Raw genomic sequence first — 14,130 nt, forward strand, 5'->3', positions numbered from 1 at the left:
GGAGGCACGGATCGCCTCAGTCGGTCAGCACACGCTGGTACCGCAGCCAGCTCTCGCAGAGTCGCGTCCACTGCGACGTGTGCGGCTCGCGCACCGCGGTCCCGAGGCCGTGCCGACCGTGCGGGAAGACGTGCACCTCGACGTCGACCTCGTTCCGGACGAGGGCGTCGGCGTACCCCAGTGCGTTCGTCGCCCGGACGATCCGGTCGTCGGCGGTCGTCCACACGAAGGTCGGCGGGGTCCGTGCGTCCACCCGGGTCTCCATCGACAGCTCACGACGCTCGCGCCAGGTCGGGGCCTCCCCGAGCAGTCCCACGACGGGCCGCGGCCGGGTCGGCGCCTCCATGCTGATCACCGGGTAGTTCAGGACGCAGAAGTCCGGACGGTCGAGGGTGGGGTCGTCGATGCCGTTCGCCAGGCTCGCCGCCAGGTGTCCGCCGGCGCTCGACCCGACGACCCCGACCCGACCGGTGTCGATCGTCACGCCGGCGCCCGGAGCACCGGCGCGCAGCCAGTCGAACACTCGACGGGTCGCGTCGATCGGCGCGGGGTGCAGGGGCCCGGTGGTGTCCGGGGTGCGGAGCGGGTACCGGAACAGGAACGCGTGCAGGCCGATCCCGGCGAACCAGTCGGCCATCGGTTCGGAGCTCGCCCGGCCGTGCTCCTCGTACCCGCCGCCCGGCAGCACGATGACGGCCGGGCGGGAACCCGGTAGGACGCTCGGGCGTACTGTGACGGCGTCGGGCGTGCTCATGACCGCGACCCTACTGTTCCGGCGCCGGTGCTGCCGATCCACTCAGGAACCCTCCCGGGCGTGACCAGCCACCTTGCGGCAGATGTAACTTTGCAGCCAGCGCAAAGTTTTCGGGAGATCCTGCACATGACCCAGACCGCGACCGCACCCGCGGCACCCACCACGTCGTCGAACGCCGTGATGAGCCACCGGCAGATCCTGCTGGTCATCTACGGCCTGATGGCCGGCATGTTCCTCGGCGCCCTCGACCAGACGATCGTCGGTACCGCGATCCGGACGATCGGCGACGACCTGCACGGCCTCGACCAGCAGGCCTGGGTGACGACCGGCTACCTCATCGCCTCGACGATCACCACGCCGATCTACGGCAAGCTGTCCGACATCTTCGGCCGGCGCCCGCTGTTCCTCACCGCGATCGGCATCTTCATCGTCGGGTCGTTCGCGGCGTCGTTCTCCACCTCGATGCTCATGCTCGCCGGGTTCCGCGCGCTGCAGGGCCTCGGCGCCGGTGGTCTGATGTCGCTCCCCCTGGCGATCATGGGCGACATGCTCGCCCCCCGCGAGCGCGCGAAGTACCAGGGGTACTTCCTCGCCGTGTTCGGCATCTCGTCGGTGATCGGCCCGCTCGTCGGCGGTGTCTTCGCCGGGTCCGGCGAACTGCTCTTCATCTCCGGCTGGCGCTGGGTGTTCCTGATCAACGTGCCGATCGGCATCATCGCGCTCTTCATGGTGCTGACGTTCCTGCACCTGCCGAAGTTCGGCGACCGGGGCAAGCCGCGCATCGACTGGTGGGGCGCGACTCTCGTCATCGTCACCCTCGTGCCGCTGCTGCTCATCGCCGAGCAGGGTCGCGAGTGGGGCTGGAGCTCTCCGGGTGCCTTCGCCTGCTACGGCATCGGTGCAGCCGGCCTGATCGCGTTCATCCTCGTCGAGCGCGCCATGAAGGACGACGCGATCCTGCCGCTGAAGCTCTTCGGGTCGCGGGTGTTCTCGATGTCCGCGGTGCTCTCGGTCCTCGTCGGCTTCGGCATGTTCGGCGCGATGCTCACCATCCCGCTGTACCTGCAGATCGTGAAGGGCGTCACGCCGACCGAGTCCGGGTTCGCGATGCTCCCGATGGTCCTCGGCCTGATGATCTCGTCGATCGCCTCGGGTCAGATCATCTCGCGGACCGGGAACTACCAGGTGTTCCCGATCACCGGTACGGCGTTCACCGCGATCGGGTTCACCGTCCTGACCTTCCTGACCGCCGACCGCCCGCTGTGGTTCCTCATGCTCGGCATGTTCGGCATCGGCCTCGGGCTCGGGCAGCTCATGCAGACGCTGACCCTGGCGGCGCAGAACTCCGTCAGCCCGCGGGACATCGGTGTCGCCACCAGCGCGGCCACGTTCTTCCGGCAGATCGGCGGAACGATGGGCACGGCCGTGCTCCTGTCCGTCCTGTTCACGCTCATGCCGACGAACATCACGACCGCGATGCAGAACGAGAGCGACCTCAAGCCCGCCCTGAACGCTGCCCTCACGCCATCCGTCGCGAACGCCGCGGACAACAAGGGCGTGATGGACCAGATCTGGAACAAGATCGTCGACCCCGTCCAGCAGAACGTGCAGGACGGTCTGAACAAGGGCGCCGTGCAGGCCAAGGAGGCCGCCGACGCAGCAGTGACCAAGCAGGTCACCGCTGCGGTGCAGCAGAGAGTCGCCGCCGGGCAGATCCCCGCGGCCTCGGCCGACTCGGTCATCGCCCAGCAGGTCGCCGCCGCGAAGCCCGCCGCCGAGCAGCAGGCCCTCGAGACCGCCGCGTCGAAGGCGCAGGCCGACGTCGTGGACGGCACCCTCCAGGTCGACTACTCGAACGCCGACCAGCGGCAGAACGTCGTCGACGAGGTCGCCCCCACCCTGGTCAAGCAGCTCAAGAGCGGTGACTCGGCGGCGAACTCGTCCTCCAGCTCGTCGACGAGCGACACCTCGTTCCTGAACGGTGCGGACAAGCGACTCACCCGTCCGTTCCTCGTCGGGTTCAGCGACTCGGCCGTCGTCGTGTACTGGGTCGGCCTCGCGGTGATCCTGCTCGCGTTCGTCCTGACCTGGTTCTTCCGCGTGCCGCCCCTCCGCAAGGTCTCCGCACTGCAGGAGCAGGCGAACACCGACCGGGCGAACACCGAGAAGGCGGCATCGGACAAGGCCGATGCCGACCGGCTCACCGTCGACGCGCAGAACGCTGCGGCGGGCACCGGGTCGCTCGTCTCGCCGGACACCGGATCGATGGCGATCGTCCCGACCTCGCCGGACGTCCCGTCGCAGCCCCGATCCGCCGGATCCGCGGTCGGGATGGGGAAGCCGGGCATCGACACGGTGTCGATCGAGGGCACTCGTGCACCCCTGCCGGACGCGACCACGCACGGCGCGCACTCCGCCGCCGCGCCGGTCGACGAGCCACCGGTCACCACCGGCGCGATCCGGACCCGCGCCGCCCACGCCGCCGCGGCGCCTGTCGACGCGACCCCGGCACCGACCGCAGCCGACGCGGCGGACCCGAGCCGCGCCTCCAGGCCGGACGAGCACGCGCACGGCCGCCACTCGGCCGAGTAGGCGACCACCTGACGGAACCGCCCGTCGTCCCCGCGTCAGATCGCGGAGGCAGCGGGCGGTTCCACGACGTCGAAGGATGCCGACGGCAGCCGACGGCGCATGACGTCGACGGCGACCGGGTTGTCGTCGACCAGGACGAACCGTCGCCCGAGGGCCTGCGCGACCGCGCCGGTGGTGCCGCTGCCGGCGAAGAAGTCGAGGACCCAGTCGCCCTCGCGCGAGGACGCCTGCACGATCCGCCGCAGCACCCCCTCGGGCTTCTGCGTCGGGTAGCCCGTCTTCTCCTTGCCGGTCGGCGAGACGATCGTGTGCCACCAGACGTCCGTCGGGAGCTTGCCGCGCTCGCGCTTCTCGGCCGTGACGAGACCGGGCGCCATGTAGGGCTCGCGGTCGACGGCCTCGGAGTCGAAGTGGTACCGCGCCGGGTCCTTCACGTAGACCAGGATCGTGTCGTGCTTCGTGGGCCAGCGCGAACGGGACTTCGCGCCGAAGTCGTACGCCCAGACGATCTCGTTGAGGAAGGCGTCACGGCCGAACAGCGCGTCGAGCAGGACCTTGGCGTAGTGCGACTCGCGGTAGTCGAGGTGCAGGTAGAGGGTGCCGTCCTCGGCGAGCAGTCGCCACGCCTCGAGCAGCCGGGGCTCGAGGAAGGACCAGTAGTCCTCGAACCGGTCGTCGAAGCGCATCAGGTCGCCGCGGACGCGCTCGTAGGTGCTGCCCCGGAAGCCGGTGACGGTCTCGCGACGACCTGCTGCCGAGGCGCTCGGGAGCTCGCGCACCGCTGCACTGGCGTGCCGACGCTGGTAGCGGCCGGTGTTGAACGGCGGGTCGAGGTAGACGAGCGTGAACGAACCGTCCGCCAGGGTCGGGAGCACGTCGAGGTTGTCGCCGAGGACCACCCGGTCCGGGCCGCGATCGTCTCCGCTGTGCACGCGACCATTCTGGCGCACGGAGCGCGGCCGGCGGCGGTGCTTCCGGCGTCCGGTTCAGCCGCAGGTCACCTGGGCGAGCGTCGCGTCGTCGTCGGAGGACCAGGCGCCCGCCGCCCAGACGTCGACCGGCTGACCGGCGTGCAGCGCGGTCGTCACCACGAGGTCGTGCGGGTCGGGCAGGTCCGCGGCTTCCTCGTCGACGGAGAACTGCACGGTCGCCGACGGGCAGTCCGCAGCGGGCGTGATCTCCCACCCGGCGCACCCCCAGTCGATGCACCCGTCGGGCCAGGAGCCGTCGGCGTCCTCGTCGTCGGAGTCGAGCTCGGTGCGGGTCAGCGCGACCGGGCTCTTCGGGGCAGCGGAGCAGGTGATGTCCCGGATGCCGCCCCAGTCCTCGGACCCCTGTTCGGTGAGGACGAGCGGTGTTCCCGAGGTGAGCAGGACCGTGCGGGTGTCCGTCCGCATGTCGTCGCCGTCCTCGGTGGCCGAGAAGCCGACGGAGACCACGGCGGGGCCGTCGCACTCGCCCTCGATCTGGAACGCCCAGCACCCGTCCGCGAAGTCGGTCGCTCCGCAGGTCGCCTGCCAGGTGTCGTCGTCGGAGATGAACGACGCCGTGATGGTGCCGTCGACGGAGGTCCACGGAGCCTCGTCCGTGGCGGCGCCGTCACTGCCGGTGTCGCCGGGGGTCGTGGCGTCCGGAGCGGGGCCCGTGTCGTCCTGGTCGCCGCCGGCGAGGGTCGACCCCGCGCTGTGCTCCTGCACCGTGCGGACGACCGGGGCGAGGGCCGCGGTCGCGCCGAGGACCAGCGCGAACGCCGCCGCACCCGCCGTGATGCCCGTGACCGCGCGGCTGCGTCGGCGCAGTGGCGTCGCCTGCGGGTGCGGGTGTGGATGCACGGGCACGGGCGTGTGTGCGTGTGCGTGTGCTGTCGCCGCTCCCGCCGCTCCCGCCGCTGCCGCGAACGGCCGCGCGGCGTCCGTGCCCCAGGCCGCCGCCTCCCACGCCGCGACCGCCGCGGCGTCGTCCAGCGCCGGGTAGGCCGCCCGGGCGCGGGCCGGCAGTTCGGTGCGCCGCCACACGGCGGCGTCGTCACGGATCGAGGCCGCCGTGCGCGACGCCAGGTCCGCCTGCCGAGACGACGAGACGACCAGCACCGCGAGGCCGGCCACGAGCGGCGCGAGCCCGAACACCGCGGGCCCGCCGACGGCCCCCACGATGACCACCGCGGCGAGCGCGACGAGCGACACCCCCAGGCCGATCCACTGCGCGACCCGGAGGCGACGGGCGAACGGCGGCAGGAAACCGCGGAACGACCGCGGCTCGGGGCTCCAGAACGACCAGTCGGTCGGGGCGGGCGGGATGCCCGGAGCGGGTGTCCACCCCGGTGCTGGCTCCGCGGCCTGGTGGAGTTCGACCCACTCGGCCGAAGGTGTCGGCCATCCGGGCGGCGTCCGGAAGCGGAACGGCGGGGTCGTCTCGTGCTGCACGATCAGACGATAGCGGGGCCCACAGCCACCACACAGGCCCTTCTTCGGGAGGTGCGGCGTACCGTCGTCGGCATGGCAGCACCCGAGGTCCACAACGACACCGACAAGCGGCAGTACTCCCTCATCGAGGACGGCGAGGTGATCGGCTTCGCGGCGTACGAGGTCGACGGCGACGAGATCCGGTTCGTCCACACCGAGGTGGACCCGGCGCACCGCGGTGGTGGGCACGCGTCGATCCTCGTCGAGCACGCCCTGGACGACGTCCGCTCCGGGTCACTCCGTGTCGTTCCGCAGTGCAGCTACGTCGCGGCGTGGATCGAGCGGCACCCGGACTACCAGGAACTGACGACGCGCTGACGCGCTGGTGCACTGACGGGGCCGCCGTCAGTAGCTGCGGTCGTGCGTCCCGGCCCGCGCCTCGTGACGGCCGGCACCCCGCACCGCGGGGACCTTGATGAGCACGGAGCCGCTGAGCAGGTCGTGGTCGTCGTCCGCCGGTGTCGGTGCCTCCTTCGGGAGGCGCGACTGCCGTTCGTACTCCGCTTGCGTCTCGTGACGGGTCGGCGCGAACACCTCGTCCATCATCGAGATCACGCCGCCGGATCCGCCGCTGCGTGTGGCCTTGTTCGACAGGTCGATCCACCCCACGCGATCGGCGATCCACATCACGACGGCCGCGGCGGCCACCGCCCCCAGGAGGATCAACCAGTTCACGCACACGACGCTACGTGGACGATCAGGATGGGACATCAGCCGCGCGGAGGATTCTCGTGATCCACACACGTGGTTCTTCAGGACGATGTCCACACTGGTGGTGCGGCCGTCCGGGACCCCCTCCCCGGGCGGCCGACCACCGGAACCCCACAGTGCCCCCGACCACCGGAACCCCACAGTGCCCCCGACCGCACGGGCGGCCGACCACGTTGCGTCAGGGCGCGGCGTCAGGGGACGCGCTCGAGCCACTCCCGCGTCGCGAACTTCGACGCCACGAGCTCCTGCGCGCGCCGCCGCTCCTCCGCGGTGACGTGCCCCTCGTGCGCCCCGTAGAGCTTCGTGAACGTCGCGATGAGCCGGTCGATGATCTCGGCACGGGTGAGCCCGGTCTGTGAGCGCAGCGGGTCGACCCGCTTGGCGGCCGAGGTGGTCCCCTTGTCGCTCATCTTCTCGCGGCCGATGCGCAGCACCTGCACCATCTTCTCGCCGTCCATGTCGTAGCTCATGGTGGCGTGGTGCAGCAGTGACCCGGTGCCGAGGCGCTTCTGGGCGGCGCCACCGATCTTCCCCTTGGTCGAGGTGATGTCGTTGAGCGGCTGGTAGTACGCCTCGATGCCGAGGGACTTCAGCGCCTCGATCACCCACTCGTCGAGGTACGCGTAGGAGTCGGCGAACGTCATGCCCTGCACGAGGTCGGTCGGCACGTAGAGCGAGTACGAGATGATCGCGCCGGCGTCCATGAACATCGCGCCGCCGCCGGAGATCCGACGGACGACCTCGACGCCGTACTTCGCGGCACCCTCGGGGTCGACCTCGTTCTTGAGGGACTGGAACGACCCGATGACGACGGCCGGCTGGTCCCACTCCCAGATGCGGAGGGTCGGCCCGCGGCGGCCGGCGCCCACTTCCTCCGTCAGGACCTGGTCGAGCGCGAGGTGCTCGTTCGGGCTGATCGGTCCCTCGTGGATGATCTCCCAGTCGTACTCCTGCCACGTCGACGCGCGGGAGAGCGCCCGGCGGACGGCGACCCCGACGGCCTCGGGCGTGAAGCCGAGCAGCACGGCGTCCTCGGGCAGGGCGGCACGGACGGCGGCGGCGATGCCCGCGGCGTCGGTCGTGGCCGGCAGACCGTTCACGGCGGCGTCGATCAGGGGCAGCGCGTCGTCCGGCTCGAGGAAGAAGTCCCCGGCGAGCCGGAAGTCCTGGACACCTCCGTCGACGACCTCGAGGTCGACGACGACCAACTTGCCTCCCGGGACCTTGTACTCACCGTGCACGGGACGAGCCTACGCCCGCCACCTGTCGGACGGGAGGCGCGGGGCGGCGCCACCCCGCGCCTCCCGTCGTTCGCCTGGTCGCGTCAGCGAGCCGTCACCCGGTCCAGCCACGTGACCAGGTCGGCGACGACCTCGTCCCGGTTGGTCTCGTTGTAGACCTCGTGCCGCGCCCCCTCGTACACCCGCACCGACACGTCGGAGAGCCCGCCGCGTCGTCGGTACGCCTGCGCGAGCCGCTCGATCGAACGCGGGCCACCGAGGGTGTCCTCGGATCCCACCTGCAACAGCATCGGGAGGTCGTGCGAGATGCCCCGACGTGGGACCCCGAGCAGCCGCAGCGCGTCCCGGACGCCGAACAGCCCGATGACGTCCGCCTCGACTGCGAGCGGGTCTGCCTCGACCGCAGCGATGACCGCCCGGTCGCGGGTCAGCCACTCGAACTTCGTCGGGCCGGAGCCAGCGTGCCGGGCGTTGAGGTCGCCGCTGTTCATCCACCCGGGCAGCCGGTACGCGGTGGCGGAGAGGACCACCCCGTCGTACGACTCCGACGACGTGTTCACGATCCGCTGGGCCATCAGCGAGCCCCACGAGTGCCCGAGCAGGACGAGCGGGACGCCCGGGGTGTCCTCCTTGGCGACCGCGGTCATCTGCTCGACGGCGGCGATGGCGGCCCGGAGTCCGCCGGGGCCGAGCCGACCGAGCTTGGCGTGGTCGCCGTCCCACTGCGCGAGGCCGGTGCGACCGTGTCCGCGGTGGTCGTTGGCGTGCACGGTGTAGCCGGCACGCACGAGGTCCTGCGCGAGCGGCTCGTACCGCAGCCCGTGCTCCCCGACGCCGTGCGCGATCTGCACGATGCCCTTCGGCCGCGCCGCACGCCAGGTCGAGTAGACGATCTCGACGCCGTGCGCGTCGGTGAACGAGGCATCGCCTCGTGCTGCGGAGAAGGTGGGCACCTGTCGATCCTCCCAGATCAGGGACCGGTCCAGCCTGTTCACCCGGCGTTCACGCAGCCGGTGCGGGGCGGGCCTACCGTCTCGCGCATGGACGTCCTCGTCACCGTCGTGCTGGTGATCGTGGTGGCCCTCGTGTTCGACTTCACGAACGGGTTCCACGACACCGCGAACGCCATGGCCACCTCGGTCGCCACGGGTGCTCTCAAGCCCCGCACCGCCGTGCTCATCTCCGCCGTCCTCAACGTGGTCGGCGCGTTCCTGTCCACCGAGGTCGCGAAGACCGTCTCGCAGGGCATCATCCGCGAGGGCCAGGACGGCATCCACATCTCCCCCGTGATGATCTTCGCGGGACTCGTCGGCGCCGTGCTGTGGAACCTCGCCACGTGGTACTTCGGGCTGCCGTCGTCGTCGACGCACGCCCTGTTCGGTGGCCTGATCGGCGCGTCGATCATCGGCGCCGGCCTGAACTCGGTCGACTGGGCGACGGTCGTCTCGAAGGTCGTGCTGCCGGCACTGCTCTCGCCCGTGATCGCCGGGGTCATCGCGCTCGTGGCGACCTACCTGGCGTACACGATCACGAAGAACGCGACCACGCACGGTGCGGCGACGGGCTTCCGGCACGGGCAGACGATCTCCGCGTCGCTGGTGTCCCTGGCGCACGGCACGAACGACGCGCAGAAGACCATGGGTGTGATCACGCTGACCCTGATCGCCGCGAACTACCAGCCCGCCGGGAGCGGCCCGGCGCTCTGGGTGATCCTCGCTTGCGGTCTGGCGATCGGCCTCGGGACGTACATGGGCGGCTGGCGGATCATGCAGACCGTCGGCAAGAAGATCTCCGACGTGCAGTCCCCGCAGGGCTTCGCGGCCGAGACGAGCTCCGCCGCGACGATCCTCGTGTCGTCCCACCTCGGGTTCGCGCTCTCGACGACGCACGTCACGAGCGGCTCGGTGATCGGTTCTGGGCTCGGCAAGAAGCTGGCGGACGTGCACTGGTCGGTCGTCGGGCGGATCGTCGTCGCGTGGGTGATCACGCTGCCGGCAGCCGCGGTCGTCGGGGCGCTCGCGACCTGGGTGGCGTCGACCTCGGCGGTCGGCCTCGTCCTGGTCGCCGTCTTCGCACTGGCCGCGGGCCTCACCTTCTACGGCCTCGCCAAGCGCAAGCCGATCTCCCACGACGACGTCACCGCCGACACCGCCGAGCGCGAGCCGGCCACCACCGGGAACTGAGGGGAACGCACATGGACATCGACTTCGGTGCGATCGGCACCGTCGCGGGCGTCGGCTTCGTGGCCGCCGTCGGCGTGGTGCTCGTCTACACGCTCGGGTTGCGGCTGCTCGGGACCGGGCAGCCTGTCGACGCCGGTGGGGAGCGCACGCAGTACTCCGAGGAGACGCCGCGCTCCGGGCACACGCCGCCGCTCGCCCTCGCGGGGGCCGGGTTGTGCTTCGCGGTCTGCATCGCGGCGGTCCTCACGGGCATCTGGCTGACGATCCCCCAGTTCCACTGACGCGCACTGGAGGCGCGACCCACGCAAGCAGACCCGCTTACGCACCCCGCGCCTCCAGTCCGCATTCCCGCGTTCAGTGAGCAGAAGACGTCGAGTCCGCACCTCGGACCCGACGTCTTCTGCTCACTCGATGGCCGCGCGCCGCGCGCCGCGCGCCGCGCCCGCACCCGCGCTCAGTGCGCGCTGTAGCCGCCGTCGACCAGGTGGTAGCTGCCCGTGATGAACGAGGCCTTGTCGCTCAGCAGGAACAGCACGAGCGCCGCGACCTCCTTGTCGGTACCGAGGCGCTTCGTGGCGTGCTCGTCCTCCAGGGCGGTGATCGCCTCCGGGGTCATCGAGTTGCGGAGCAGCGGGGTGTCGATGAAGCCCGGGCCGACCGCGTTCGTGCGGACGCCCTGCGCCGAGTACTCGAGCGCCGCGACCTTGGTCAGGCCGGCGAGTGCGTGCTTCGACGCCACGTAGGCGGCGTTCTGCGCGATGCCGACCGTGCCGAGCACCGATGCCATGTTCACGATCGAGCCTCCGCCGGCGGCCACCATCGCGGGGATCTCGTAGCGGAGTCCGTAGAACACGCCGTCCAGGTCCACCGCACGCACACGGTCCCAGGCGGCGATGTCGTACTCGCCGATGGGCTGGGGTGCGGCACCGATGCCGGCGTTGTTCACGGCGAGGTGGAGCGCGCCGTAGGTGTCCACGGCGAACTGGACCATGCGCTCGTTGTCGGCGGCGACCGCGGAGTTCGCCTCGAAGGCGCTGGCGGTGCCGCCGGCCTCCACGATCGAGGTCGCGACGCGCTGGGCGGCGTCGAGTTTGATGTCGGTGACGACGACCGTCGCGCCCGCGGCGGCGAGCTCCTTGGCGACGGACTCGCCGATGCCGCTGCCGCCACCGGTGACGATGGCGACCTTGCCCTCGAACTCGGACATGATTCCTTCTCTCTAGGCAACACCTGTTGCCCAAAAACACGATACACCCGAAAACCAGTTCGTTCGCTGAACTAATTTGCTAGGCTAACGATCGTGACCGACGCCACCGACCTCCGCATCGCGGTGAACCGCCTCTCGCGCACCCTCCGTGCGCAGAAGGCCGACTCCACCGTCAGCGATGCCCAGTTCTCCGCACTCGCCCGGTTGCACCGCGACGGCCCGATGACGCTCGCCGAGCTCAGCCGCCAGGACGGCGTGACGCCCCCGTCGATGACGAAGACCGTCGCCGTGCTCATCGAGCGCGGACTGGTGTCGAAGGGCGGCCACGGGGACGACCGCCGCAAGGTGCTGCTCTGCGCGACCGACGCCGGAGCCGACTTCGTGCAGGAGACCCGTCGCCGTCGGGACGGCTGGCTCACCCCGCGCCTCGCCGACCTCACCGAGGCCGAGCGGCAGACCCTGGCCGACGCCACCGAGATCATGAGGAGGCTGGCCCAGCAGTGACCGCCATGTTCCGCTCCCTGTCCGGCCGCAACTACCGCATCTGGTTCGCGGGCGCCCTGGTGTCCAACGTCGGCACCTGGATGCAACGAACCGCCCAGGACTGGCTCGTCCTGACGAAGCTCTCCGACAACGACGCCATCGCGGTCGGCATCACCATGGCGCTGCAGTTCGGCCCACAGCTCCTCCTCCTGCCCCTCACCGGGCTCGCGGCCGACCGGTTCGACCGGCGCAAGATGCTCATGCTCACGCAGGGCCTGATGGGTGCGCTGGGGCTGGGCCTCGGGATCATGGTGCTCACCGACACCGCGACGATCTGGTCGCTGTACGGCTTCGCCCTGGCACTCGGCATCGTCGCCGCGTTCGACACCCCGATCCGTCAGACCTTCGTGTCCGACGTCGTGCAGGGCGAGAACGTCGCCAACGCGGTGGCGCTCAACTCGGCGTCGTTCAACGCCGCACGCCTGATCGGCCCCGCGGTCGCCGGTGTCCTCATCGCGGCGATCGGGTCCGGCTGGGTCTTCGTCATCAACGCCGCCTCGTTCCTGGCCGTCCTCGTCGCGCTGCGCTTCGTGGACCCCGCACAGCTCGCCGACCGCGTCCGGGCCAAGCGCGGCAAGGGCCAGATCATGGCGGGCATCCACTACGTGCGGACGAGGCCGGACATCATCGTCGTCCTCTGCATGATCTTCGTCGTCGGCACCTTCGGCGTGAACTTCCCGATCTTCACCTCCACGATGGCCCGGGTCGAGTTCCACAAGGGCGCGGGCGAGTTCGGCCTGCTGAACTCCGTGATGGCCATCGGCTCGGTCGCCGGTGCACTCCTGTCCGCCCGTCGCGACCGCCCGCGGATGCGCACGCTCGTGATCGCCTCCGCCGGGTTCGGCCTGGCGTGCACGGCCGCCGCGTTCGCCCCCACCTACTGGACCTTCGCGATCGTCCTGGTCTTCGTCGGACTCGCGTCGCTGACCTTCATGACGACGGCGAACGCCCTGGTGCAGACCACCACGGCCCAGGCGATGCGCGGGCGAGTGATGGCGCTCTACATGGCGATCTTCGCGGGAGGCACCCCCATCGGCGCCCCGATCGTCGGCGCCGTCGCGGACGCCTGGGGACCCCGCTGGGCCATCGGCGTCGGCGCGGTCTCCGGCTTCGTCGCCCTCGCGATCGCGCTCTTCTGGCTCCTCCGGTACGAGCGGTTCCGGGTGCGGTACGACGCGGACACCCGGCTGCACCTGGCGATCACGCACGCGGTGCCGGTGGTCGGGACGCGCGCGTCCCGCGCCGCCCTCCGGCAGGACCTGGAACGCGACGAGGCGGTCGCCGACCGGTCCAGCGCGGTCTGACGCGACCATCTACCGGACGGGAGGCACGGGTCGGCGCCGCACCGCGCCTCCCGTCCGCCTCCTGGTCACCACCACCGCGACGCAACCGTTCCGGACGGCGGCGCGCGTCAGTGCGTGGGAGCCGCTTCGGCGAACACGCGCTCGTCGAGCGCTGCGACCACGCGGTCGGCCGCGGCCGCGAGCCGCTCCCCCGCGACACGTGCCGCGAGGAGTGCCGTGTCCGCCGACACCGCCTCGAGGTCCGCCCGGGTCTCGGCGAAGGCCCGGGCCTCGTCCGCGACGCAGGACGGCGCCACGTCGGCCAGGCATTCGTCCGCCCGCCGCGCGAGGAACCGCAGCGACCGCGGACTGTGCTCGTCGAGGAGCAGGAACGCCGCGGCGTCCTCGGGGCTCGGCGCGTGGTGGTCGCGGCCCCGCTGGAACGCCTCACCGGCGCCGCAAGCCCGGAGCGCCGTCGACCACGACGCCCCCGACCCGGGGTCGAGCAGGCCGGACGCGAGCAACCGGGCGGAGGTCGCACAGCGCTGCAGCGAGCGGCCGAGGGTGAAGAACTCCCAGACCTCGTCGCGGCTGGCATCCGCCTCGACGACCCCGATCGCCAGGGCGCTCCGCTCGCGCACCCAGCCGAGGAACTCGTGGGCCCGGTCCGGCGCGACCTTCCGCGGCATCCGGGAGCGCGTGACGTTGAGGCAGTCCCAGAGCTCGGTGGAGACGACCTCGCGGGCGCGGCGGGCATGGTCCCGTGCGACCGCGACGGCGGAGGCGATCGAGGCCGCTTCGTGCCGGTCCAGTGCCAGGGAGTCGATCGTCGAGGCGCGGTCGGGGTCGTTCGCCGGACCAGCCGCGCCCACGACCGACCGGAGCTCCGCAGCGACCACACGGTCCTGCTCGACACCGGCCGGCTCACCGCGCGCCACGTAGACGTCGAGCATCCGGGCGACCACGTCGGTGCGCTCGACCGCGTTCCCGACGTGGAACACGCTCCCCGCGAGTCGGCTCAGCACGTCGGCTCCTGCATGTCGTGAACCTACTGACCGCGGATTGCCGGGGTGTTTCGTCGCCGCGTCACGGGTGTTGCAGTCGTCCGGGGCCCGATCCGGGTCGGCCGGTCCGCGCACTCGCTAGACAATCTA

The 14,130-nt window shown here is 71.2% G+C and carries 14 protein-coding genes; 6 read left to right on the forward strand and 8 right to left on the reverse strand.

From position 1 onward, the window contains the following. Positions 1 to 16: 16 nt before the first annotated feature. Positions 17 to 754: an alpha/beta hydrolase gene (locus FS532_RS14895; RefSeq protein ID WP_144756007.1), complete on the reverse strand. Its 738-nt coding sequence runs from the start codon at positions 752 to 754 to the stop codon at positions 17 to 19. 126 nt (positions 755 to 880) lie between these two features. Here FS532_RS14895 and FS532_RS14900 point away from each other — a divergent pair, with 126 nt between their 5' ends. Next, positions 881 to 3,346: an MDR family MFS transporter gene (locus tag FS532_RS14900; protein ID WP_144756010.1), complete on the forward strand. Its 2,466-nt coding sequence runs from the start codon at positions 881 to 883 to the stop codon at positions 3,344 to 3,346. 35 nt (positions 3,347 to 3,381) lie between these two features. Here FS532_RS14900 and FS532_RS14905 read toward each other — a convergent pair whose 3' ends face one another. Further along, positions 3,382 to 4,278, reverse strand: a complete 897-nt coding sequence (locus FS532_RS14905; protein ID WP_222122001.1) for a DNA-methyltransferase — start codon at positions 4,276 to 4,278, stop codon at positions 3,382 to 3,384. Between the two features lie 54 nt (positions 4,279 to 4,332). Then, positions 4,333 to 5,769 carry a hypothetical protein gene (locus tag FS532_RS14910; RefSeq protein ID WP_144756017.1) on the reverse strand — a complete coding sequence of 479 codons (1,437 nt, stop codon included), beginning with the start codon at positions 5,767 to 5,769 and terminating at the stop codon, positions 4,333 to 4,335. Between the two features lie 72 nt (positions 5,770 to 5,841). Between FS532_RS14910 and FS532_RS14915 the strand changes: the two genes are divergently transcribed. Then, positions 5,842 to 6,126, forward strand: coding sequence for a GNAT family N-acetyltransferase (locus FS532_RS14915; protein WP_144756020.1), 285 nt, complete (start codon positions 5,842 to 5,844; stop codon positions 6,124 to 6,126). Between the two features lie 27 nt (positions 6,127 to 6,153). Here the strand turns inward: FS532_RS14915 and FS532_RS14920 are convergent, their stop codons facing one another. The 3 genes from FS532_RS14920 to FS532_RS14930 all read right to left on the reverse strand — a co-directional run bounded on the left by FS532_RS14920 (position 6,154) and on the right by FS532_RS14930 (position 8,713). Continuing rightward, on the reverse strand, positions 6,154 to 6,483 hold the full coding sequence (locus FS532_RS14920; protein WP_097180884.1) for a hypothetical protein: 330 nt from the start codon (positions 6,481 to 6,483) through the stop codon (positions 6,154 to 6,156). A 227-nt stretch (positions 6,484 to 6,710) separates the two neighbouring features. Then, positions 6,711 to 7,760 (reverse strand): lipoate--protein ligase family protein, encoded by a 1,050-nt coding sequence (locus FS532_RS14925; protein ID WP_144756023.1) that lies wholly within the window; start codon positions 7,758 to 7,760, stop codon positions 6,711 to 6,713. A gap of 83 nt (positions 7,761 to 7,843) precedes the next feature. Continuing rightward, positions 7,844 to 8,713 carry an alpha/beta fold hydrolase gene (locus FS532_RS14930; RefSeq protein WP_144756026.1) on the reverse strand — a complete coding sequence of 290 codons (870 nt, stop codon included), beginning with the start codon at positions 8,711 to 8,713 and terminating at the stop codon, positions 7,844 to 7,846. 87 nt (positions 8,714 to 8,800) lie between these two features. Between FS532_RS14930 and FS532_RS14935 the strand changes: the two genes are divergently transcribed. Further along, on the forward strand, positions 8,801 to 9,943 hold the full coding sequence (locus tag FS532_RS14935; protein WP_144756029.1) for an inorganic phosphate transporter: 1,143 nt from the start codon (positions 8,801 to 8,803) through the stop codon (positions 9,941 to 9,943). An 11-nt stretch (positions 9,944 to 9,954) separates the two neighbouring features. Next, on the forward strand, positions 9,955 to 10,224 hold the full coding sequence (locus FS532_RS14940) for a hypothetical protein (protein WP_144756031.1): 270 nt from the start codon (positions 9,955 to 9,957) through the stop codon (positions 10,222 to 10,224). Between the two features lie 173 nt (positions 10,225 to 10,397). On the opposite strand, the gene FS532_RS14945 is transcribed toward FS532_RS14940, so the two are convergent. Further along, on the reverse strand, positions 10,398 to 11,150 hold the full coding sequence (locus tag FS532_RS14945) for an SDR family NAD(P)-dependent oxidoreductase (RefSeq protein WP_144756033.1): 753 nt from the start codon (positions 11,148 to 11,150) through the stop codon (positions 10,398 to 10,400). Between the two features lie 93 nt (positions 11,151 to 11,243). Between FS532_RS14945 and FS532_RS14950 the strand changes: the two genes are divergently transcribed. After that, on the forward strand, positions 11,244 to 11,654 hold the full coding sequence (locus FS532_RS14950; RefSeq protein ID WP_186322060.1) for a MarR family winged helix-turn-helix transcriptional regulator: 411 nt from the start codon (positions 11,244 to 11,246) through the stop codon (positions 11,652 to 11,654). Then, on the forward strand, positions 11,651 to 12,997 hold the full coding sequence (locus FS532_RS14955) for an MFS transporter (protein WP_144756037.1): 1,347 nt from the start codon (positions 11,651 to 11,653) through the stop codon (positions 12,995 to 12,997). Before FS532_RS14950 ends, FS532_RS14955 begins: the two co-directional genes overlap by 4 nt. Before the next feature lie 107 nt (positions 12,998 to 13,104). Here the strand turns inward: FS532_RS14955 and FS532_RS14960 are convergent, their stop codons facing one another. Beyond that, complete coding sequence (locus tag FS532_RS14960; protein ID WP_186322061.1) at positions 13,105 to 14,001, reverse strand: alpha-E domain-containing protein; 897 nt, start codon at positions 13,999 to 14,001, stop codon at positions 13,105 to 13,107. Positions 14,002 to 14,130 lie beyond the last annotated feature (129 nt).

The sequence above is a fragment of the Curtobacterium pusillum genome, from assembly GCF_007673235.1.
Lineage (GTDB): Bacteria > Actinomycetota > Actinomycetes > Actinomycetales > Microbacteriaceae > Curtobacterium > Curtobacterium pusillum_C.